Source organism: Ochrobactrum sp. WV_118_8 (assembly GCF_039631535.1).
Taxonomy (GTDB): Bacteria; Pseudomonadota; Alphaproteobacteria; order Rhizobiales; family Rhizobiaceae; genus Brucella; species Brucella anthropi.
On the sequence record NZ_JBDIUZ010000002.1, the window covers coordinates 1,113,375 to 1,135,456 of the forward strand.

Here is a 22,082-nt window from a genome sequence, read left to right on the forward strand (position 1 = left end):
AACTGGTGTCATTGAAGGCTTCATTACTGCTTCAAACGGCTCGGCCAATTCGATCAGGTAGCGTTTGATGAACGTGCTACGATCACCAAAAAAGGACGTTGCGATCGGAACATTCCAGCAATACACCCCCGAACATCTGGCGGGGGGAAGATACAACGAACAGAGGATCGGGCGAGTTTCTAAGGCCATCTTCAATCAAATCTAATCAGGGGGCGACGTCAAATGGTCAGGCAGACGGAATGCCAAAAGCCTCGATTGTTTTAAAGATTCGCTCCGCAATAAGCGGAACTGAAAGTCACTGAACGTAAAAAACCAAGTTCGCATGGACTTCGAAAACTCTATAAATGCCCTTCCGAGACTCCCGTGATGTTCACTCGGTTCGTCAGGCTAAATTCTCTTTTAATTATGTCACGTCGTTCGCCAGCGCTGAAGCATTGACTTTTGTCAGTATCGATGACTAATGTCAGAACACCGAGGAAAGAACCCCAATGCCCGTCCGACCGATTGACCAGATCATCCATAAGGCCGCCTGGCTATATTATACGCACGGCCTGCGCCAAGACGAGGTAGCGCAGCGGCTTGAAATCTCCCGCGCTTCGATTGCGATGTATCTGCGCAAGGCCCGCGAGATGGGGATCGTCACGATCTCGACCTCCTCAGAACTGTTTTCAGACGATGTGCTGGCGCGTGAACTGGAAGACGCGACAGGCCTGAACACTGTCTGGCTGGTGCCGGAAGACCGACAAGCGATGGATCCAGCTGCTGAAATGCCTGTCGTCGCAGCTTCTGTTTTCCTTGAACTCCTCAACAAGGGCGACCGCGTCGGCGTTGCCTGGGGCCGCACCGTCTATCACATTGCCGACGTAATGCCTTTCGCAGATCTGAGCAGCGTTACCGTTGTTCAGCTCTGCGGCAATCTCGGTGCGCCCTATTCCTATAGGCCGGACCAATGCACTACGGAAATCGCTCGCCGCCTCAATGCCGAAGGCATCAACTTCTACGCGCCGCTCGTTCTCTCTTCCGAGCGCCTCGCTGACGAATTGCGCGGTGAACCTGTCATCAAAGAACAGCTCGCTACAATCCCGGACTGCAATCTGGCGCTTTATTCCGTCGGCGGTATTGAGGATGACAGCCATCTCGTTAAATGCGGCGCGCTTTCGGCTGCCGACATGCATGCCATGGGCGAAAAGGGCGCTGCCGGGGTCATTGCCGGTCAGCTCATAGATCGCGATGGCCAATGGCTGGATTGCAATCACAACAGGCGCTGCATTTCCGCCGACCTCGCCTCCATTCGCGCCATCAAGAAACGCATGCTTGTCGTGCAGGAAGACAACAAGTTCGAGCCCCTGGTGGCGGCGTTGAAGGGCGACTTTGCTTCCCATCTCGTCATTACCACCTCCATGGCGCGTCGGATTTTGGATCGCTGGAGCGAGGATGGGCTCGGCAAAGGCGGTTCAAGCAAGGCTTGAGCCAGAAAAGTTTGGGTCCGCCGATGCCGGTCGGGCCGGTTTATCGGGAGGCTGACTACCATGGAAAATCTCTGGCGCGATGACGAAGCGGAAAAGGTCATCGCCGAATACGCCGCGAAAGGCGTCAACCGCGATTTGGCGCTGCGTACCTATACGACGCGGCTTCTGGGTGGCGAGCCACGACTGGTGCTACATGGCGGCGGCAACACGTCGGTAAAAACCGAGGTAACAGACCTCGTCGGCGACACGCATGCGGTGCTCTGCGTCAAAGGCAGCGGCTGGGACATGGGAACTATCGAACCGGCAGGCCTGCCCGCTGTGAAAATCGACGCCCTTCTCAAGAGCCGCAAACTCGACAGGCTTTCGGACGAGGATATGGTGACGCTGCTGCGCGCCAATCTCATCGAACCCGCCGCTCCGAACCCTTCGGTAGAAGCGCTACTGCATGCCTTCCTCCCGCACAAGTTCATCGACCACACGCATTCGACGGCTATTCTCGCCATTGCAGATCAGGCCGAGAGCCAGAAGATGAGCACAGAACTCTTCGGCAAGAAAATGGGCTTTGTGCCCTATATCATGCCCGGCTTCGCGCTCGCCAAGGCGGCCGCCGAAGTGTTCGAACAGGACCCGACGGTTGAGGGCCTGATCCTCGACAAGCACGGCATCTTCACCTTTGGCGACACTGCGAAGGAAGCCTATGACCGGATGATCCACTATGTCACGGTCGCGGAGGATCACGTCAAGAACCACGGTCGCAATCCGTTCACGCCCGCCACCCTCCCTGCTTCGCTGGCAAGGCCCGGCGATATCGCCTCCATGCTGCGCGGCGCAGTTGCCGTCGACAAGGGAGAAGGTCGCTACGACCGGATGGTCAGCGTTTTCCGCACAACTCCGGCTATTCTCGATTTCGTCAATGCCCGCGAGGTCGCGGACATGGCGGCGCGCGGTGTCTCCACACCCGATCTTTCAATCCGCATCAAGACCGGCCCTATGGTGTTGCCCGCACCGGCCACGGATGATCTCGCCGGCTACCGTGCCGTCATCGACCAGCACGTCGCAACCTTCGTCGCCAATTACACCGAATATTTCCGTAGCAACGATGCGCGCGACGATGTCAAGCGCACCATGCTCGATCCCATGCCGCGCCTGACGCTGGTGCCCGGCCTTGGCATGTTTGGCCACGGTCGCACCTTCAAGGATGCGACCATCGCCGTCGATGTCGGCGAGATGTGGATCGAAGCAGCACGCGATGCAGAATCCGTTGGTCGCTTTGAGCCGGTCAGCCGTCCCGATCTCTTCGATCTCGAATATTGGTCGCTCGAACAGGCAAAGCTCGCGGGCGCCAAGCCGAAACCGTTCACTGGGCAGGTCGCTGTCGTCACTGGCGGTGCGGGAGCCATCGGTGCTGCCGTCGTCAAGGCCTTTGCAGCCGAGGGCGCTCATGTCGTTGCGCTCGATCTCGATGGCGAGAAGGCTTCGGCGGTTGCGAAGGCTGCCGGAAACAGTTCCATCGGCATTGCCTGCGACATCACCGATCCCGCATCTGTGCGAGCCGCCTTTGATAAGGCAGTCGCAACATTTGGCGGCGTCGATATTGTGGTGTCAAATGCCGGCGCGGCCTGGGAAAGCCCTATCGCCACGATGGACGACACGCTGCTGCGCAAGAGTTTCGAGCTCAATTTCTTCGCTCATCAGACTGTCGCACAAAATGCCGTGCGCATCATGAAGGCACAGAAAACCGGCGGCGTACTGCTGTTCAATGCCTCCAAGCAGGCGGTCAATCCGGGCGCAAAATTCGGTGCCTACGGCCTGCCGAAAGCGGCAACGCTCTTCCTGTCACGCCAGTACGCGCTGGAACACGGTGCCGACAACATCCGCGTCAATGCGGTTAATGCCGATCGCATCCGTTCCGGCCTGCTGAACGATGAGATGATTGCCAATCGGGCTGCGGCTCGCGGCCTCTCCGTCAAGGACTATATGGGCGGCAATCTGCTTGGCCTTGAAGTGACGGCTGAAGATGTCGCCCGTGCCTTCGTGCACCATGCACTAGCCGAACGCACGACGGCCGACGTGACTACCGTCGATGGCGGGAATATCGCGGCAGCCATGCGTTGATTTTTCGGGCTGGTGCAGACAACTTCCTCAGCCTTTCAGACATATAGAAAGGGGCGGTCCGATGGACCGCCCCTTCTTCATTCCGTCATGCCTAGAGCGGTTGTTTCACCGCATTATCCTACGCAAAGCCGCTTCGCACCTTTGCTGGAAATGCTCTAAATCAGGGCTTCGGCATCCATGCAGGCATGGCAACATCGGCATGGGCGAACTGCGGCAGTTTCGTGCCGAGCTCTTCCATATTCTTGATGTCCTGATCGTTGAGATCTTTCTGCGTAATCAGCGTCGGCGGCACGATGACCTGCTTGCCCGGATTTTCACCGGCCAGCAGCATGGCGAGCGAGCGCACGGAAACCTGACCAACCACAGCCGGGTTGGTCGCTGCTGTCGCGACCCATGCAGAACCGGATTCACGCATGGCGGCGATGTCGGAGGTCGAGATATCCGCCGAGTAAATTTTCACGTCGGAAGACATGCCCGCTTCGTCGACCGCAATCTTCACGCCCTTGGCGAATTCGTCATAGGGTGCAAACATCACGGTGATGTCGGGGTTGGCAGAAATCACCGAGCGCGCCTGATTGGCAACCGAATTGGCGATGGGATTATCCATCGTGCCGAATTGGGCAGCTTCCTTGATGCCCGAATATTTCGCTTTGAACTCTTTCCATTTCTCGTCACGACGGTCGAGCGGCGCGATGCCTGCGACATAGACATAGCCAGCCTTGAAGCTCTCGCCATTGTCCTTGATCGCCTGTTCAAGTGCCAAACGAGCGAGGTCATGATCGGACTGCTCGACTTGCGGGATCTTCTCGTTCTCGACATTCACATCGAAAGCCACCACCTTGATGCCCGCGTCGACCGCACGCTTGGCGGCTTCCTTCATAGATTCAGTCAGGCCGTGCTGGATGATGATGCCCTGCACACCAAGCGCAATGGCCTGATCGACCATATCGGCCTGCAGAGCTGCATCCTGACGGCTGTCGAACACCTGAAGCTGGACGCCCAGCGCCTTGGCCTGTGCTTCAACGCCCGCGAGGTAAGACTGGAAGAAGTCGCCGGTCGACAGATAGCGCACGAGTGCGATCTTCACCTCACCCGGCTTGTCGAAAGGTTTCGGCATATCCGCCGCAAGGGACGGCGTGGCAAATGTTGCTGCAGCCATCAGCCCGAGCGTCAGCTTGCCCAGGGTTCTACGCGTGAAATTCATGTCAGTCTCCTCCACTGATCAATATTGTTAGCCCGCTGAAGGTTCCCGCCTCAGCGTTTGCCTCTTTTCGAGAGCGCAAAGGTGAAAATCAGGGCGATGACGAGCACCGCGCCCTTGACGAAATCCTGGGTGTAGTAAGGCGCGTTCATCATCGTCAGGCCCTGCAAAAGAATGCCGACGAAGAGAGCGCCAACGGCAGTGCCGAACGCATTCGGCTTGGCAGCGCCAAGCACTGCGAAACCAATGAGGGCTGCGGCAACGGCATCGAGAAGCAGATTATTGCCCGAGGCGATATCCCCGCGCCCGAGGCGGGCGGCAAGCAGAATGCCGCCGATCGAGGCGAAGACGCCGGAGATGATATAGGCCGAGATCTTGTAGGCATTGACCGGCGCGCCGGCGAGGCTTGCCGCGCGCTCATTGGAGCCGACAGCGTACATCATCCGGCCGAAGCGGGTATATTCAAGGAAGAACCAAATGACGATGGCCAGCACGATCAACACGACCACCGAAACTGGCACCAGATTGGGCAGGATGAAATCGAAACGATGACGGCCAAGCGCGAGGAAGGCCGGGCTGAAAGCGCCCGTTGCCGTCGAGCCATCCGGCAACGTCATGCCCGTTGCAATCGAGCGTCCTTCGGTCGGGATACGCTGCAGGCCGAGCAGCAGGAACATCATTCCAAGCGTCGCCAGAAGATCGGGAACGCGCATATAGACGATGATGATCCCGTTCACCAAACCGACGAGCACGCCCACGGCTAGGCAGACGAGTGTCGCTGTCAGGGCGTCACCACCCATGACCACCATCACATAGGACGAAGCCATCATGGCGGTAGTCGCAACCGAGCCAATGGAAAGATCGAAACCGCCGACAACGAGTGTCGCGGTGACACCAAGTGCAAGAATACCGGTGATCGACACGGATTGCAGGATAAAGACCGCGCTCTGGGGCGAAGCGAAACCACCGGTTACAGCCGAGAAATAGAGCACCATGCCAGCAAGCAGCACGAGGAAGCCATATTTGATCGCGGTTTCCCGGATATTCAGGACCGCAGGCGGAACTGCGCCGGTGGCGGCGGATTTGCTCTGTTCACTTATCATCATGCACTGACCTGTTGATGGGATTGTCCGGCAATCTCGGAGAGCAGCCGCTCGACATCGACGTCGACATTGCGGTGCTCGCCTACGATGGTGTGTTCCGACATCACGAGAATGCGGTCGGCGACTTCGAAGGCTTCATCGAGCTCCGTCAGGAAAAGAATTGTGGTGCGCCCTGCCGCAGAAGCGCGCAGCTTCTCACCTATGTCGCGACGAGCGGCGATATCGACGCCCTGGAAGGGCTCATCGAGGATGAGCAGTCGCGATGGCTCGGAAAGCCAGCGGCCAACCATAACCTTCTGCTGGTTGCCGCCCGACAGCGTCTGCATCTCGTCACGCTCATTGCGGCAGACGACACCGAGCGACGAAATCTGCTGGCGCGCCGTTGCCTTCTCTGCCCGTCGGCTTGAAATGCCGAAAGTCGAAAGCCGGCGTAAGAATGGCAAGCTGATATTCTCGTAGATATTGAAGTCCGGCACGATGCCGCTAATCGCACGGTCCTTGGCGACAAGGAAAACGCCTCTAGCAATCGCCTGACCCGTTGTCTTCGGTGCATAGTTCACGCCATCCAGCGTCATTTCGCCTGCTTCCGGGGCCCGCGCACCAAACAGCGTTTCAGCAAGTGCCGTCTTGCCGACTCCAACAAGACCCGTGACTGCGACGATCTCGCCATCGCCGAGATCGAAATCGAAGGGTCGCGCCTGTTCGGAAAGCTTAAGGCCCCGCACGCTGAAGACCGGGCGACTTGCGTCGCGCACGGCAACGGCACCAGCCGACACCTTGCGCCCCAACATGGCATTGACCGCGCCCTCGTAATCGAGTTCCGGCCCCTCGAAACGGCCCGTGATGCGACCGTCGCGCAGCGACACGATGCTGTCGGCAAGGCGACGAATATCCGACATGCGATGCGAGATATAGAGAATGGCGACACCCCGCGCCTTCAACCGATCAACGAGGTCGAACAGACGATCCGCCTCGGCACTGGAAAGCGACGACGTCGGTTCGTCGAGGATCAGCACTTTCGGTTCATGCGCCATGGCACGCGCAATCGCCACCATCTGGCGATCCGCAAGTGTCAGGTCAGTGATATTGGCCGAAAGGTCGATGGCAAGGCCCATGCGCGAGGCGACCGCCGCCGCTTCGCGACGCACCCGGCGCGGATTGAAAAAAAGCCGCGCACCACGCCCGTTCAACCGATCGAGCGTGAGATTGGTCGCCACATCGAGATCGGCGACGACGCCGTCATTGATGTTCTGATGCACTGTGACAACGCCGGCACGGATTGCCTCGGCGGGCGTCGCTGGATCAAAGGCAGCATCTGCCAGCGTGATGGTGCCGCCACCACGCGTGTAGACGCCCGAGAGGATGCGCACGAGCGTCGATTTTCCGGCGCCGTTGGCACCCATCAAAACCGTCACTGCGCCTGCTTTGAGGTCGAGGTCAACACCTTGCAAGACCGTCACCGGTCCAAAGGATTTGCGCACGTCCTCAATGCGAAACACTGGCTGTTCGCTCATAAATTCCTCCCACTGACGCCACGTTAAGATAGGCCACCATCAAATGTCAAGGCCATTGACATTTGACAGAATGATGCCTTAGCTGTGGGAAAGACGGCATGGCGGCGCATGGTGGAGGCGGCCCATGCGCAGGAGGAGAGCATTATGGACAGCCACGTCTTCGAGGCGCTGAGTACAGAGACATTGCCAGTTCGGCTTGGCGGCAATGCCGCCCTGAAAGAGAAGGTCGGAAGCGATTCGTCGCGTTGGGCCATCCGGGAAGTCGGTGATGGCAATCTCAATCTGGTCTTCATCGTCACAGGCGAAGCGGGCGCTGTGATCGTCAAGCAGGCGCTGCCTTACGTGCGCCTCGTCGGCGAAAGCTGGCCGCTTCCACTCAAGCGCTCGTTTTTCGAATATCACGCTCTCAAGCGCCAGGGCGCGCGTGACCCGGGTATGGTACCGGAAATCCTGTTCTTTGACGAAGCCCAGGCAATCATCGTCATGGAATTCCTGACCCCACACATCATTCTGCGCCGCGCTTTGATTGACGGTCGCGAACTTCCCAAGATCGGTCGTGACCTCGGCCTCTTCGTTGCTCGTACTCTTTTCCGGGGGTCCGACCTTTCCATGGTGACCCGCGAGAAGAAGGCGGATGTCGCTTTGTTCTCTGACAATGTCGAGCTTTGCGACATCACGGAAAATCTCGTCTTTTCCGATCCCTATTTTGAGGCAAAGCTCAATCACCACACCACACCGCAGCTCGATCCAATCGTGGCGGAATTGCGCGCCGACCGCGAGCTCAAGGTGGAAGCGCAGCGGCTGAAACACCTCTTCTCTGCCAAGACTGAAACACTATGCCATGGCGACCTGCACACCGGTTCGGTCATGGTGACCGACGATGAGACCCGTGTCATCGATCCGGAATTTGCCTTTTACGGTCCGATCAGCTTCGACGTCGGTATGCTGATCGCCAATTTCTGGATGAGCTATTTTTCACAGGCTGGTCATGAGACTGCACCCGGCGCTCGCGACAGCATGCGTGCCTACCTTCTGGATACGATCGACACACTTTGGGAAACGTTCCGCGCCGAATTCGCTGGCCTGTGGCGTACGGAGCGTAAGGGTATCCTCTATCAGGCAAGCCTCTTCGAAGATCGCCAGGACCCGCTTGCCGCCGAACAGGCACTCAACATCGTCATCGACGAGATTTGGCACGAAATGCTGGGCTTTGCTGGCATCGAAACCCATCGCCGCATCCTGGGCCTTGCCCACAATGCCGATTTTGAAACCATCACCGACCCCGACCGCCGCGCTTCTTGCGAGAGCAAGGCGCTGAAGTTCGGGCGTCACCTCGCCGTCAACCGGCAGCGCATCCATAGTCTTCGGGATATCCGAGAGACCGTGGAGCGGCTTGAAAAGGAGATTCTCGCGTGAAAGTCGGAGAACGCCACTACCATACGATCTGGCTGAACGAAGACGGTCGCTCCGTTGACATCATCGACCAGCGCTGGCTGCCGCATGAATTCCGTGTCGTGACACTGAAAACCGTCGCCGATGTCGCCGATGCAATCCGCGACATGTGGGTACGCGGCGCGCCGCTGATCGGCGTCACCGCCGCCTACGGCGTCGCCATCGCGATGGCGAAAGACCCCTCGGATGCTCACCTCGATGCCGTATGGGAAGAACTCAACGAGACCCGCCCCACCGCCATCAACCTGCGCTGGGCGCTGAATGCGATGCGCGAATATCTGCGTCCATTGCCTGAGGCGGAACGTGCGGATGCTGCCTATAAGCGTGCCGCCGAGATCGCCGAAGAAGATGTTGAGCTCAACCGCGCAATCGGCGCGAACGGCCTCGATGTCATTCGCGAGATCGCTTCGAAAAAGAATCCGGGCGAGCCCGTGCGCATCCTTACCCATTGCAACGCAGGCTGGCTTGCTACCGTCGATTATGGCACCGCGACCGCGCCGATCTATATGGCCGTCGAGGAAGGAATCCCGGTCCATGTCTATGTCGATGAGACGCGTCCGCGCAATCAGGGTGCCTATCTGACGGCTTGGGAAATGAACGGCCATGGTGTGCCGCACACGCTGATCGTCGACAATGCCGGTGGACATCTGATGCAGCACGGCGATATCGATATGGTGATCGTCGGCACAGATCGCACCACTGCAAACGGCGATGTCTGCAACAAGATCGGCACCTACCTCAAGGCGCTCGCGGCGCGTGACAACGACGTGCCGTTCTATGTTGCACTCCCCTCGCCAACCATCGACTGGACGGTGCATGACGGTGTCAAGGAAATCCCGATCGAAGAACGCACCGCCGACGAAGTGAGCTTCGTCCAGGGCCGCGCCGCCGATGGATCCATTGCGAGCGTCCGCATCTCGCCCGAAGGCAGCCCTGCCGCCAATCCCGCCTTCGATGTCACGCCAGCCCGCCTCATCACCGGCCTCATCACGGAGCGCGGCATCGCAACGCCGTCGCCTGAAGGCCTGAAGGCGCTCTTCCCGGAAAGGAGCTGAGACGATGGTTCTGACCAACGAAAAATCCACCGAGGAAATCGCACTCGGCATCCGTCGACGGGTCTTCTTCCATACGATGAAGAACAATGGCGGCTATCTGAGCCAGGCCTGCTCCGCCGCCGAGAGCCTTGCGCTGCTCTACAATGAGTTGCTGACGCTCGGCGAGCCAACCCTACCGAAAGTGCCGTTGCCTTTCCGTGGCGTGCCTTCGGCGCATAATCCGGATGCCTTCACCGGCGCCGGATATCATGGTCCCGTCGGTCCGAACTTCGACCGCTTCTTTATCTCGCCTGCCCATTATGCGCTCGTCATCTATTCCGCGCTGATCGAAATGGGACGGATGGACGAACACGCGCTTGATCATTTCAACAAGGATGGCGGCTCCGTCGAAATGATCGGCGCCGAACATAGCCCCGGCATGGAAGTGACCACAGGATCGCTGGCCCAGGGGCTTTCCATGGCGTCAGGCGTCGCCTGGGCGCGGCTGCGTAAAAAGGAGCCCGGCAAAGTCTGGGTCTATATGTCCGACGGCGAATTCCAGGAAGGCCAGACCTGGGAATGTCTTGCGGCAATGAGCTATCACAAGATCGACAACATCCGCGTGATCGTCGATGTAAACCGCCAGCAATGCGACGGCGCCATGTCTTCCGTGCTCGACCTTGGCGACCTTGCGTCCCGTGTGGCGTCCTTTGGGGTCACCTGCCGTTCGGTGGATGGCCACGATCTGGGCGCACTACGTGCAGCTGCCGAGAGCGCGGAGGCTGACAAGCCACTTGTCATCCTCGCCAACACCTCGCCTTACCAGGGCATGGATTTTCTGAAGAAGCGTTTCCCGCGCCTGCACTATGTCCGATTCAAGAGCGCGGAAGAGAGGCAGGAAATGCAGACGGCACTTGCCATCGAACTCGGTATCGATCTCACTGCGATGGAAAGGGCCTGACAATGGTCGAAATCGTCAACCGCCCTTACGCCAAGGCTTTCGAAGCCTTCGCCACCGCGCGTCCGGAAGTTCTGTGCCTTTCAGCTGATCTCACCTCGTCTTGCGAAGTCGATGGTTTTCGCGATCGGCATCCGGAGCAGTTTCTCACTCTCGGCATGGCCGAACAGAACATGTTGTCCTTTGCTGGCGGTCTCGCCATGCAGGGGTTCCGGCCGTTCATCCATACCTTTTCGGTCTTCCTCTATCGACGGCCCTACGACCAGCTGATCAACTCGATTGCCTATTCCAACCGCAAGGTGCGATTAATGGGGTTCCTTCCCGGCATCACCACACCGGGCGGCATTACGCATCAGGCGATTGAGGATATTGCCGTGTTACGCGCGGTACCGAACATGACGATCCTCGAAACGGGCGATGCGACGGAAGTCGAGACTGTGTTGGAAGTCGCCGACAGCATCGACGGCCCGGTCTATGTGCGCATCCTGCGCGGCGAAGTACCTCGTCTGTTTTCAACGCCTTTTGAATTCAATAAGCTACGCACGCTCTCGGAAGGCGATGACATCCTCGTCGTCTCTTCCGGCGTATGTACCGAGGAAGCGCTGCGCGCCACTGGCCCACTTGCCGCGCGTGGTGTCGGGATCCATCATCTTCACGCCTCCACGCTGAAACCTTTCGATAAGGACGGTCTCCTGAGAGCCGCGCGCGGCAAGAAAGGTATCGTCACGCTGGAAAACCACACCATCATCGGCGGCCTCGGCTCGCTGGTCTCGGAAATCCTTGCGGAAGAAGGGCTTGGTATCCGCCTCAAGCGCCTTGGTCTCAACGACACTTTTGCGCACGGCGCCTCGAAGCCATATCTCATGAAGAAATATGGGCTGGATGCTGGCGCTCTGGTTTCGGCAATTGAAGAACTTGTCGGCAAGAATCTCGCCATCGGCGAAGAGGAACTGGTGGAAGTGCGCCTCGATCATGTGCATTCCGCACAGAAGGCCGAGGCGCTTTGATGGCACCGCGCTTTACGGTTACCTATTTCGTGCGCGCCGCCGACGAGGCGGAGGCCAAAGCGCGTGCGCTCGACATCGCGCTGGAACAGACCGTGGAAATCCCGCGCAACGTCGTGCCGAAAGGCTATGTCGAGGACGAGATACTCGGTCGGTTGGAAAGCCTGCTCCAGGATCCCGAAGGCAGACCGGGATTTCTCGCCGCAATCTCCTATTCGGAGGACGATATCGGCGGGGATTTCCTGCAGTTTCTCAACATCGTCTTTGGTAACAGCTCCATCAAGCCCGGCATCAAGGTCGAGGATATCGGCCTGTCGCCGGGCCTGCTTGATCTGTGCAAGGGACCACGCCACGGCATAGTAGGCCTGCGTGCCCGCGCTGGCATCGGCGAAAAGCCGCTCTTGATGTCCGCCATCAAGCCGGTCGGCCTGTCGACTACGGAGCTTGCCCGCCTCGCCCATGATTTCGCGCTGGGCGGTATGCATTTTGTGAAGGACGACCACGGTCTCGTCGACCAGAAGACCGCTCCCTTCGAGGAGCGGCTGAAGGCCTGTATTGAGGCGATCGGCGAGGCGAATGCGAAGAGCGGCGGTCGCACGAGTTTCGTTCCTAACATCACAGGCCCTGCAACCGCGATCATCGAGCGGGCAAAACAGGCGCAGGAATACGGCGCAGGCGGTGTAATGATCGCTCCAGCGCTTGCAGGCTATGATATCGTGCGTACACTTGCTGCAGATCCGGATTTTTCCCTGCACATCGTCTCGCACCCGGCCTTTTCCGGCGCCAACGTCGTCTCACCTGATTGTGGCTTCTCGCACCGTGCCTTTTTTGGCACACTGCACCGCCTGATGGGCGCTGACGCCGTGGTCTATCCAAATTTCGGTGGCCGTTTCGGCTTTACTCGCGAGGAATGTCAATCGATCGCAAAGACCTGCTCCGTGGATATGGGTGGTCCCAAGGCCATCGTCGCGGCACCCGGCGGTGGCATGACCTTCGCCCGCATCCCGGAAATGCGCGAAGCTTACGGCAATGACATCATGTACCTCGTCGGCGGTGCACTGCTGTCGGAGCCTGATCTGGTCAGCGCATGCAAACGCCTTGTTGCCGCAACGGAGTGAACAATATCGAACTGCACCCCGCCACGATGGAGGTTCATTGATCGATCGCCAACGTTATGGCTCCCCTCTGCTTCAGTAGCCTCGCTTGCGGTCAATCTCCCCCATAAGCGCTTCGCCCTTCTGCAGCCGCTGCAGATTTTCAACGAGTATGTCAGCCGCTCCATGGCTGTCAGTCACGCAAGCGATATGGGGTGTAAGGATTACTTTTGCATGCGACCAAAGGGGATGCGCCGATGGAAGTGGCTCAGGTGCAGTCACGTCAATGAAAGCCGACGAAAGATGTCCACTATCGAGAGCTGTAAGAAGGGCATCATAATCCGTATGCGGCCCGCGACCGACCAGAACCACACTTGCCCCCGTCGGCAGGCGCGCAATAAACCCGGCATTGATCAAGCCTTCCGTTTCCGCCGTGAGCGGCAGAAGGCAGACAAGTATATCTGTCTGTGCAACGAATTCGTGAAGCCCATCCTCACCGGAAAAACACTGCACACCCTCAATATTCTTCTCGCTGCGGCTCCAGCCGGACAATGGGAAACCGAAAGGCTTGAGCGCTGTCAACGCGGCCTGGCCAAGATATCCAAGCCCCATTACACCCACCCGGCGGCGATGCGCACTTGGCTGAGGAAGCGTCTGCCAAATCTCGTCACGGCTTTGTTTCAGATAAGCGGGCAATTGCCGGAATACGGACAGCACGGCGAGCGTCACATATTCCTGCATCATCCGTGCAAGACCTGGCTCGGTCATGCGGACAATGCGAACGTGAGAAGGGATATCTGCTTCAAGAAATTGCTCTACACCCGCCCCACTTGAGAAAATGATTTCCAATGAAGGGAAGCGCTCCGCCAGCTCTTCAGGAGCCTGCCAGCATAGCAAATGACGAACCCTTGCCGCAGTGTCTGCATCTAACGCGCCGGAGAGGAACTCCATCTCCGGCAGTTCGTGGGCAAACACGTCGCGAATCTGCTCGGTCCGCGCCGCATCCAGATAACAATAGAAAGCCATGACGCCTCCAGCGCGACACAAGGCATGTGTCACGCGTAAATTTGGATCAATGATTGAGAACGCGGCGCAGGAAGTCCTGTGTACGCGGATGCTGGGGTGCGCCGAGCACGTCCTTGGCCTTACCCTGTTCAACGATGACACCGCCGTCGAGAAAAAGCACACGGTCAGCTACGTCGCGGGCAAAGCCCATCTCGTGCGTCACTACCAGCATGGTGAGCCCCTCATCGGCAAGACTGCGCATGACATCAAGCACATCGCCCACCAATTCAGGATCGAGCGCAGACGTGGGCTCATCGAAAAGGATTGCCTGCGGCCGCATCGCCAAGGCGCGGGCAATCGCAACACGTTGCATCTGACCTCCGGAAAGCTGGCCCGGATAATGGTTGGCCCGGTCTCCGAGACCCACGCGCTGAAGCAGATGCTCGCCATACTTGCGCGCTTCGGCCGGCTTTTCACCTTTGACGTAGACCGGCCCCTCAATGACATTCTCAAGTGCGGTTCGATGGGGAAACAGGTTGAACCGCTGGAAAACCATCGCCATTCGCGTGCGAATATCGTGGATCGAACGATCCTTCGCGTTGACCCGCTGGCCTTCGATCAGAATATCGCCGCCCTGATAGGTTTCCAGCCCGTTCAGGCAGCGCAGCATCGTGGATTTTCCCGAACCGGAGGGACCTATGAGGCAGACCACTTCACCCTTCTGCACATCAGCACTGATGCCCTTGAGAACCTGAAGCGGACCATAGGATTTGGTGACGTTCTTTATTTCAATCATCGCCATGATCAGTGTCCGTTTCTTTTACCAAAGAGCTTTTCGAGGCGCCCGACAGCCATCATCAACGGCAAGCTCAGGCAGAGGTAGAACATGGCAACCAGCGTATAGACGCTCATGTTTTTGAAGGTCGAAGAGGCAAGCAGCTGACCTTGTAGAGTTAGTTCAGCAACGGTGATGGCCGATGCCTGCGAGCTGTCCTTCAACAGCATGACCATGATGTTGCCGTAAGGCGGCAGGATCACGCGAACAGCCTGCGGCAGGATCACGCGGCGCATCGTCATGAACCAGCCCATACCGATGGACTGCGCGGCTTCCGTCTGTCCATGGTCGATGGCTTCGATACCAGCGCGGAAATTTTCTGCCTGATAGGCCGAATAGGCAATGCCGAGACCGATGATACCAGCCTGAAGAGCGGACAGCGCAATGCCGAATTCCGGTAGAACGAAGTAGATATAGAACAGCTGCACCAGAATGGGGATACCGCGGATCACATTAACGATAGCTGCGGCAATAGCCGACACCCAGCGAATCCCCGATACCCGCATCAGCGCCCAAACGAGCCCCAGAAGCGTCGAAAGGACAAGGGAACCCAGGGTCACGAGAAGCGTGTATTTCACGCCTTCCAGCAAGATCGGGAAGAACTCGCGGATGTCCATGAGAAAATTTTGCATTGGCTTTAACTCTATTTATTTGGCGCGATCAAACGGGGATTAGGCCTTGCGGCCGGTAGGCCCCGTCTCGTGCCAGACCGAAAAGCATGAAGAGCTTCAGCTCGGACGCGCGCGTGGAGCACACCTGAAATTTCGAGCATGGGGATTGATCCCCATGCTCGCACTGGAATTATTTCAGTCCGTATTTCGCAAGAATTTTCTGAAGCGTACCGTCCGACTTGATGCGGGCAATGGCCGCGTTGATCTTGGGCATACGTTCATCACCTTTACGCAGGGCCAGGCCAAACTCGCCGCCAGCCGAAGCTTCATAACTCTCGACCATCTTCACCTTGGGGAACCGGCCCTGAGAGAGGTAATAGGCAGCCATCGGACCATCCCCGAAACCGGCATCGATACGCCCGGCGTTCACGTCGGCAATGATATCGGGAATGCCCTTGTAGACCTTAACATCGCTGAACAGCCCGCTCTTCTTGAAGAGATCGACGAAAGTGGTCCCCACCTGCACGCCGATGGTCTTGCCCTTGAGATCCGCATAGGTCTTGTATGCGGTATCATCCGAAACCGGTACGAAGACGCCTTCGCCATAACCATAGACAGGATCAGAAAAGTCCACGACCTTTGCCCGCTCTTCCGTGATGAACATTGCCGAAGCAATCATGTCGATCTTGTTCGAGGTTAGCGATGGCACGAGCGCCGAAAACTGCACGGCTTCGAATTCCGGCTTGATGCCGATATCCGATTCAATGGCCTTGACCACATCGACCAATACGCCATCCATCGCCTTGGTTTCCGTGTTCACAAAAGTAAACGGCAAACCGGTGGGCGAAGAGCCTACTTTGACGACCTCCTGGGCCAAGGCAGGCATCGCGCCCCCCATGATGACCGCCATAGCCGCCAGACCGAAAATTTTCTTGAGACGCATGACATTCTCCTTCCTAAATGCAGCGATAAGCCTGTTATTCGTAACGCCGGTTGTGAAACCGCGTTTGATAAAGTGAAATTCGTTGTGACCAGCGTCCGCGTTGCGGCTTCTCACTCGTGGCCACCCTGAGAACCTGTGCTGTTTCTCAATGCTCGCTCACTGGATGCTGTTGCCTCCAACTTACGATCCTTCCGTTCAAGGTCGGCGAAAACCAGCGGCATGAACCAGGCCTTTCCGCGCCACGTAGGAACAAGACGTGGGGGACGAAAATCGAAACTGCTCTCGCTGTTCGGTACGCCCAGTATTTTCTGCGCTGCCTTGAGGCCGAGCCAGGGAGCCCAGACGACACCCGAGCCACAGAAACCGGTTGCATAATGAACCGCTCCACGTTGAAAAATTCGAGGCACCATGTCCCGATTCATCGCCACATAGCCAAACCAGCTATGCGAGATACCAACGCCTTCAAGTTGAGGGAAAACCCTGCACATTTCTGCATAATTGCGCTGCGTGGCACTATCCGGGTCGCCTCGGCTTGTTACGTCACGCCCACCGAACAAAATGCGCCGTCCATCCGGCGATGGGCGGAAATAGTAAGTCATAGCACGGGTGTCGGTGAGCATTTTCAACCCCGGCACCAAGTCGCGCACACGTTCCTCACCCAGATCCTCGGTTGCGATGATTCGTGAACGCAAAGGCACCAGCCGCTGACGCAACCAACGGTCCGAATGGTCGGTATAACCGTTCGTGCAAACAAGGACTTCGCGTGCCTGAGCGCGGCCACGCGCGGTAATTACTGTCTTTTTATCAGCGCCTTGGTCGATCCCTTCTACGCGGCATTCGGCGTGAATCAGCACCCCTTCAGCGAGTGCAAGCCGCACCAGTTCCGCATGAAATTTTGCCGGATGCAGACCGCCTATATCCATACGCACGCTGCCGCCAGCATAGAGGTCCGTGGCGATATGGCGGCGAACCTCGTTCAAGGGAACCGCATAGGATTCAATGCCGGTCGCGCGCTGGATAGCTTCAGCGCTTCGCGCCATATCGTCATATTCGGCGCGCGTCATCGCACCGCTGAACCGTCCCACAAGCTGGAAATCCGCGTCGATGCCTTCATTAGCCAGAAAATCGATCATGAAGCGACGCGCTTCATGGCCTTCAGCAGCAATCTTGACCGCACGTTCCAAGCCGAACTTGCGCACCAGTGTCTTATCGTCGGGACGAATATTGCCACTGGTAAAGCCGCCGTTGCGGCTGGAAGCGCCAAACCCCAGTTGTTCCCGCTCGAAAACCTGAACCTTTCGCCCTGCGCGCGCCAGATGAAGAGCAGCGCAAAGCCCCGCATAACCCGCACCAACAATGGCAACGTCGCAATCCCGCTCGATTTCGTGGTTCTCGATGCTACGCGGCGGAGCGGCTTCCCACCAATAAGGTGTATCCTTGTGAGCCATGTCCGATATGTCCCCCTCCATGTTTTGGATGGATTTTGTTTTTAGTTTATTGAACGTAGATCAAATATGATGCAGAATAGTGAAAACTAATCAACCCCGATTCAATCCTGTTTGTAGCGAGAGCCATCAAAGGATGCCAAAAGTGAACAAGGCAGAAATATCCCCGACCGCCCCGACCAGCGAGCCTGCGCCCAACGACGCAGGGGATATTGGAGCGCGCATTCGCTTGCGACGGCAGACACTGGGTCTCACTCTCGGTTATCTGTCGGAAGTCTCTGGTCTGTCGACGGGTGCCTTGTCACAGATCGAGCGGGGCCTCGTATCGCCGACTGTGCGTACCCTCTATACGATTGCCGAGGTGCTCTCCATGAGCCCGGCCCAGCTCATCGACCCGCAAGGCTTCGCCGCGGCTGCCCGAGCTAATCCCTATGTATTGCGTGCTGGAGAACAGCCAGAAGTGCTGAACGCTGGTGGCGTCATCAAGCACCGTGCTTCGCCTGAACTCATTGAGACCATGAAATCCTTCGCAGTGCGGATCATTCCGGGCGGGAGTTCCGGTGAGGAATGCTACACGCATTCCGGCGAGGAGCTGGGTTACGTCATTTCGGGCAGTTTCACGCTGCAGATTGAAGACGCACAGTACCTGCTTTCAACAGGTGACGGATTTGCACTGCCTTCAACGACCCGCCACAGATTCTTCAATAATGGTGAAGCCGAAGCCTTCGTGCTCTGGGTGAACAAACCCGAGTGAAGTCGCTCGACAGGCCGAAAAAACGCTGGAGAAAGATGAAAATGGCAAGCAGCCCTGAGAGCTTCTCACGCTCATTATGGTGGAACGCAGCTGGCGAGGCAAAACCGAACCATTCCAAACTGAATGGCGTGCACGAGGCGGACGTCGTTATTGTTGGAGGCGGCTTTACAGGCCTTTCCAGCGCGTTGTTCCTTGCCGAACGCGGGAAAACTGTAGTGGTCCTTGAGGCGCGCCATGTCGGCTTCGGCGCATCAGGACGCAACGGCGGACAGGTGATCCCCGGTTTGAAGCATGACCCCGAAGATCTTCTGGCTGCCTATGGTCCAGAGCACGGCAAGCGCATGATCGACCTCGTGGGTGGTGTAGGCGATCTTGTTTTCGGCCTTGTACGCGAACTTGATATCCAATGCTCTCCTGTTCGAGCCGGGTGGATACAGGCCGCCCATTCCCAGCTTGCAACCGCTGCCGTCCATAAGCGTGCGCGGCAATGGCAGGCGCAAGGCGTCGAAGTCGAGATTTTGGATCGCGCGCAGATTACTGAGCTTTCCGGCACGGAGCGCTATTTCGGCGGATGGCGCGATCCCCGCGCAGGTGCCCTGCAGCCGCTGGATTATGCCCGTGGGCTTGCCCGCGCCGCCACGGCACGCGGCGTTCAGATTTTTGAAGATTCCTCCGTTACTTCTCTGATGCCGGAGAATGGCGACTGGATTGCAAAGACCGCAAATGGGTCGGTTCGCGCACGCGAAGCACTTGTCGCCACCAACGCTTACACTGACAACCTTGTACCGGGTCTCGCTCAAAGCATTCTTCCGGTGCAAAGCATGCTGATCGCGACAGAGCCGCTTTCAGAAAAGCAGCGGCGGGAGATCATGCCAGGCGGAGTGGTTCTATCCGAAACACGCAAGATCGCTTTTTATATGCGCCAATCTGAAGACGGGCGTTTTCTTATTGGCGGACGCGGCGCCGTCGGAATGAACGAAAAGAAAGCGCTGATGGAAGCGTTGAAAGCCGGAATGGTGCGGCTGTTTCCACAGCTGGAAGGTATCGGCATCGATTATCACTGGTCCGGGCACGTGGCGCTGACCATGGATGGCCTGCCACATCTTCACAATCCCGCTGCGGGCTTGCATGCCATGCTTGGCTATAATGGCCGGGGCGTGGCCATGGCCACTGCCTTTGGCAAGATGTATGCCGAATATATCGCCGAAGGCCGCCCCATGGTTTATCCGACCACCAGCATACCCCGCCTTGCCTGGCATGCGATCCGCAAGCCTGTCATGGACCTCGGCATCCGCTGGTACTGGATCAAGGACAGCCTTGGTTTCGCATCGAAATAAATCCCATGCAGAAAGAACCTAACGTGCTGAGAAACGTAATCAATCTGGGCGTTGCACCTGCTTGCGGCTCCGATCTGGAAACAGCTTTCCGAGCCATCAGCCTGGACGGTCAGTCGACGGAGCCTTTCGGCTTCGGACGCGCAATCCTTTCTGGCCAAGGAACAGGGGTAGAAAGCCTGTTTTCCTCCATCATAATGCTGTGTGATGGTGCTTTGAATATCCGGGACAATAATGGTCTCGAAATCACACTGACCAACGGTGAGGTAGCAAGTCTGCCTGCAGGCATATTCTCATGGCGCGCACATGCGGCAGATTGTGTCATCCTCACGATACATCAGGAGAGCCTAAGCGTATCCTTCGGTAAACTTGATCTTGACCATCCCATGTCACCTGGCGGAGCGCCCAATCCGGCACTTCTGACCACCCCTGCACCAACGACTTCCCGTCACGAGTTCCAAAGTGACGATCCAATCGCCTGGGGCATCTGGGCCACGACGCCTTATGCTCGTCATCCGATCACCTATTCATTCTCGGAATTGATGATGCTGCGCAGGGGCGAGGTGACATTGTCAAACCCTGACGAGGGAAGCGTGACATTCGTGGCGGGCGATATCTTCCTCGTTCGTCCCGGCGCTGTAGCAGCATGGGATAATCCGAGTGATCTGGAGAAGTTTTGGATTATTCACAGTCCGAGCTAGGCCATTTCCAGTAAACACGCAAAGCACCTAACGAAGGAAATCAGTCCAATGGACTGATTTCCTCTGCCTGCCAATTCCCTCGTGGCAAGACCTGCCCTTCAACCGCCCTTGCATGCTGAAGGAACAGCGCGGCCCACGCCCCATGAGAGACGTCCCTGTATGATGGTCAGCGTTTGTCGGCCGTTCGAATAGGTCGTACCTTCTTTGCCGATAGAAGGTAAATCAATCGCCGCATTGCCGTTAACAGAGACGGAAGCGCGATCACCGAAGAGGCGTACCGCCAACTGAGTGCCATCCTCACACTTGTAGTGGCTAACAGGATAGGGATTGCCAGCACCGATTGACGCACCGGACGCGGACTGGCTGAAAGCCCCAAGTAGCAGGACACAAAATGCTGCGCTCAATAAATTTTTCAACGCGACAATCCTCCGGGTTAGGAGTTATCCAGCGGAAAGTATACGAGATTTCATGGCTACGAAAGTACACTTAATTATCATAACGACAACGTTTACAGACAGAGGGATTGAACGGAGTAAGGCCAAAACGAATTGGATTTCGCTGTAAAATTACCCCGAAATAAAACCCGCATAGCCGTCGTCCAATGTCTTGTGCAGAATTGCCGAATAAGCTGCAAAGGATATGTCGCCAGGTCGCACACGCCCAAATGACGACTCGACAAATTGCCTCATGGGCACGAGCGCAAGCGGTGTCGAAACTGGTGTCAGATGTGCACCCTGCCCGGCACGCAATGTCGTCAGGATGCCGAACATTTCGCCTGTGATGCTTGGGCGGGAGAGCACGGCCATACGGTACTGGCCAGATGTATTCGTGACGAGATAGATGTGTCCCGAAAGATGTGGAACGGAGACAGCTCCCTGTTGTGAGAACGAGACGTCAGAACGTTCACGCTCACGAAAATTGAGATGCCCGGCATCGAAATCCCAACCGATTTCCGTGATGTAAGCGAAGATGGCCTTGTCCTCCCCAAAGGACGGACGCAAGGTCAGGTAATCACCTTCAAGCCATGAAACCGAGGCGCGCGAGTAGGCGCCCAGTTCTTCCGCTGCGTGACTGTTGCCATTTCTGGCCAACTGGGCGGGCGCTTCACCTGCCTGTTCGCGCAGGGCGACGCCCATTGCCTGTTCGAGCCGGATGATTGTTGCGAGCGTGAAGGGCCTGTGACCCGACAGCGCCTTTTCCAAAGTCGATAGGCTGATCCGCGCTTCATCGGCCAGAAGTTGGCGCGAAATACGCCGTCGGGCGATTTCCTCACGAATCCGGACTGCAACACGGGCATTGATCTGGTCGGGCAGATGAGAGTTCTGATCGGACATGGCTTATCCTGAACTGCGTACTTTTCTGCACAATTCCACACATATGCGTAACCGGCAAGGCGATTTGCGGAAAGTGACGGCTGAAACTTGGCAAAGCTTACGCTGGAGTGGAAACAGTGGCTCCAGCGACAATGGCTCCAGTTCTTCGAGGTGAACAAGGAGCACGTCATGTCACC

20 protein-coding genes are annotated in these 22,082 nt (G+C 57.5%); 10 read left to right on the forward strand and 10 right to left on the reverse strand.

What is annotated here, in order from left to right; genetic code table 11:
• Positions 1-488 precede the first annotated feature (488 nt).
• Both ABDF71_RS19250 and ABDF71_RS19255 read left to right on the forward strand, forming a co-directional pair.
• Positions 489-1,469, forward strand: coding sequence for a sugar-binding transcriptional regulator (locus tag ABDF71_RS19250; RefSeq protein ID WP_029928557.1), 981 nt, complete (start codon positions 489-491; stop codon positions 1,467-1,469).
• Positions 1,470-1,529: 60 nt separating this feature from the next.
• Complete coding sequence (locus ABDF71_RS19255) at positions 1,530-3,584, forward strand: bifunctional aldolase/short-chain dehydrogenase (protein ID WP_010660462.1); 2,055 nt, start codon at positions 1,530-1,532, stop codon at positions 3,582-3,584.
• Positions 3,585-3,744: 160 nt separating this feature from the next.
• Here ABDF71_RS19255 and ABDF71_RS19260 read toward each other — a convergent pair whose 3' ends face one another.
• From ABDF71_RS19260 to ABDF71_RS19270, 3 genes are read right to left on the reverse strand one after another with little or no spacing between them, the layout of a single operon-like run.
• A complete protein-coding gene (locus ABDF71_RS19260) occupies positions 3,745-4,788 on the reverse strand; it encodes a substrate-binding domain-containing protein (RefSeq protein WP_010660463.1) in 1,044 nt (347 codons plus the stop codon).
• Between the two features lie 50 nt (positions 4,789-4,838).
• Positions 4,839-5,888: an ABC transporter permease gene (locus tag ABDF71_RS19265; RefSeq protein WP_029928559.1), complete on the reverse strand. Its 1,050-nt coding sequence runs from the start codon at positions 5,886-5,888 to the stop codon at positions 4,839-4,841.
• A complete protein-coding gene (locus ABDF71_RS19270; protein ID WP_029928561.1) occupies positions 5,888-7,402 on the reverse strand; it encodes a sugar ABC transporter ATP-binding protein in 1,515 nt (504 codons plus the stop codon). The genes ABDF71_RS19265 and ABDF71_RS19270 overlap by 1 nt, the downstream gene beginning before the upstream one ends.
• Positions 7,403-7,546: 144 nt before the next feature.
• On the opposite strand from ABDF71_RS19270, the gene mtnK reads away from it, so the two are divergent.
• Genes mtnK through ABDF71_RS19295 form a run of 5 tightly spaced genes read left to right on the forward strand, consistent with a single transcriptional unit; the run spans position 7,547 to position 12,968 of the window.
• A complete protein-coding gene (mtnK, locus tag ABDF71_RS19275) occupies positions 7,547-8,818 on the forward strand; it encodes an S-methyl-5-thioribose kinase (protein ID WP_029376151.1) in 1,272 nt (423 codons plus the stop codon).
• Positions 8,815-9,909: an S-methyl-5-thioribose-1-phosphate isomerase gene (gene mtnA / locus ABDF71_RS19280; RefSeq protein ID WP_010660467.1), complete on the forward strand. Its 1,095-nt coding sequence runs from the start codon at positions 8,815-8,817 to the stop codon at positions 9,907-9,909. Before mtnK ends, mtnA begins: the two co-directional genes overlap by 4 nt.
• 4 nt (positions 9,910-9,913) lie before the next feature.
• Positions 9,914-10,849, forward strand: a complete 936-nt coding sequence (locus ABDF71_RS19285; RefSeq protein WP_010660468.1) for a transketolase — start codon at positions 9,914-9,916, stop codon at positions 10,847-10,849.
• 2 nt (positions 10,850-10,851) lie between these two features.
• Positions 10,852-11,853, forward strand: coding sequence for a transketolase family protein (locus ABDF71_RS19290; RefSeq protein ID WP_011983111.1), 1,002 nt, complete (start codon positions 10,852-10,854; stop codon positions 11,851-11,853).
• On the forward strand, positions 11,853-12,968 hold the full coding sequence (locus ABDF71_RS19295) for a RuBisCO large subunit C-terminal-like domain-containing protein (RefSeq protein WP_010660470.1): 1,116 nt from the start codon (positions 11,853-11,855) through the stop codon (positions 12,966-12,968). The genes ABDF71_RS19290 and ABDF71_RS19295 overlap by 1 nt, the downstream gene beginning before the upstream one ends.
• Positions 12,969-13,040: 72 nt before the next feature.
• Here the strand turns inward: ABDF71_RS19295 and ABDF71_RS19300 are convergent, their stop codons facing one another.
• From ABDF71_RS19300 to ABDF71_RS19320, 5 genes are all read right to left on the reverse strand, one after another.
• Positions 13,041-13,970 carry a 2-hydroxyacid dehydrogenase gene (locus ABDF71_RS19300; RefSeq protein ID WP_029928567.1) on the reverse strand — a complete coding sequence of 310 codons (930 nt, stop codon included), beginning with the start codon at positions 13,968-13,970 and terminating at the stop codon, positions 13,041-13,043.
• A gap of 46 nt (positions 13,971-14,016) precedes the next feature.
• Positions 14,017-14,745: an amino acid ABC transporter ATP-binding protein gene (locus ABDF71_RS19305; RefSeq protein ID WP_010660472.1), complete on the reverse strand. Its 729-nt coding sequence runs from the start codon at positions 14,743-14,745 to the stop codon at positions 14,017-14,019.
• Positions 14,746-14,753: 8 nt separating this feature from the next.
• Positions 14,754-15,416 carry an amino acid ABC transporter permease gene (locus tag ABDF71_RS19310; RefSeq protein WP_011983115.1) on the reverse strand — a complete coding sequence of 221 codons (663 nt, stop codon included), beginning with the start codon at positions 15,414-15,416 and terminating at the stop codon, positions 14,754-14,756.
• A gap of 169 nt (positions 15,417-15,585) precedes the next feature.
• Positions 15,586-16,338 carry an ABC transporter substrate-binding protein gene (locus ABDF71_RS19315; RefSeq protein WP_010660474.1) on the reverse strand — a complete coding sequence of 251 codons (753 nt, stop codon included), beginning with the start codon at positions 16,336-16,338 and terminating at the stop codon, positions 15,586-15,588.
• Between the two features lie 110 nt (positions 16,339-16,448).
• On the reverse strand, positions 16,449-17,786 hold the full coding sequence (locus tag ABDF71_RS19320; RefSeq protein ID WP_010660475.1) for an NAD(P)/FAD-dependent oxidoreductase: 1,338 nt from the start codon (positions 17,784-17,786) through the stop codon (positions 16,449-16,451).
• A 133-nt stretch (positions 17,787-17,919) separates the two neighbouring features.
• Here ABDF71_RS19320 and ABDF71_RS19325 point away from each other — a divergent pair, with 133 nt between their 5' ends.
• From ABDF71_RS19325 to ABDF71_RS19335, 3 genes are read left to right on the forward strand one after another with little or no spacing between them, the layout of a single operon-like run.
• The gene (locus tag ABDF71_RS19325) at positions 17,920-18,537 is read left to right on the forward strand and encodes a cupin domain-containing protein (protein ID WP_010660476.1); all 618 of its coding nucleotides are present in this window, start codon (positions 17,920-17,922) and stop codon (positions 18,535-18,537) included.
• 41 nt (positions 18,538-18,578) lie between these two features.
• Positions 18,579-19,874, forward strand: a complete 1,296-nt coding sequence (locus ABDF71_RS19330) for an NAD(P)/FAD-dependent oxidoreductase (RefSeq protein ID WP_029928571.1) — start codon at positions 18,579-18,581, stop codon at positions 19,872-19,874.
• Between the two features lie 5 nt (positions 19,875-19,879).
• Entirely contained in the window at positions 19,880-20,572 is a 693-nt protein-coding gene (locus tag ABDF71_RS19335) for a cupin domain-containing protein (protein WP_010660478.1), read from the forward strand.
• A 98-nt stretch (positions 20,573-20,670) separates the two neighbouring features.
• On the opposite strand, the gene ABDF71_RS19340 is transcribed toward ABDF71_RS19335, so the two are convergent.
• Together ABDF71_RS19340 and ABDF71_RS19345 are read right to left on the reverse strand one after the other, a co-directional pair.
• Positions 20,671-20,988: a hypothetical protein gene (locus ABDF71_RS19340; protein ID WP_011983120.1), complete on the reverse strand. Its 318-nt coding sequence runs from the start codon at positions 20,986-20,988 to the stop codon at positions 20,671-20,673.
• A 150-nt stretch (positions 20,989-21,138) separates the two neighbouring features.
• Positions 21,139-21,906 carry a helix-turn-helix domain-containing protein gene (locus ABDF71_RS19345; protein ID WP_010660480.1) on the reverse strand — a complete coding sequence of 256 codons (768 nt, stop codon included), beginning with the start codon at positions 21,904-21,906 and terminating at the stop codon, positions 21,139-21,141.
• Positions 21,907-22,082 lie beyond the last annotated feature (176 nt).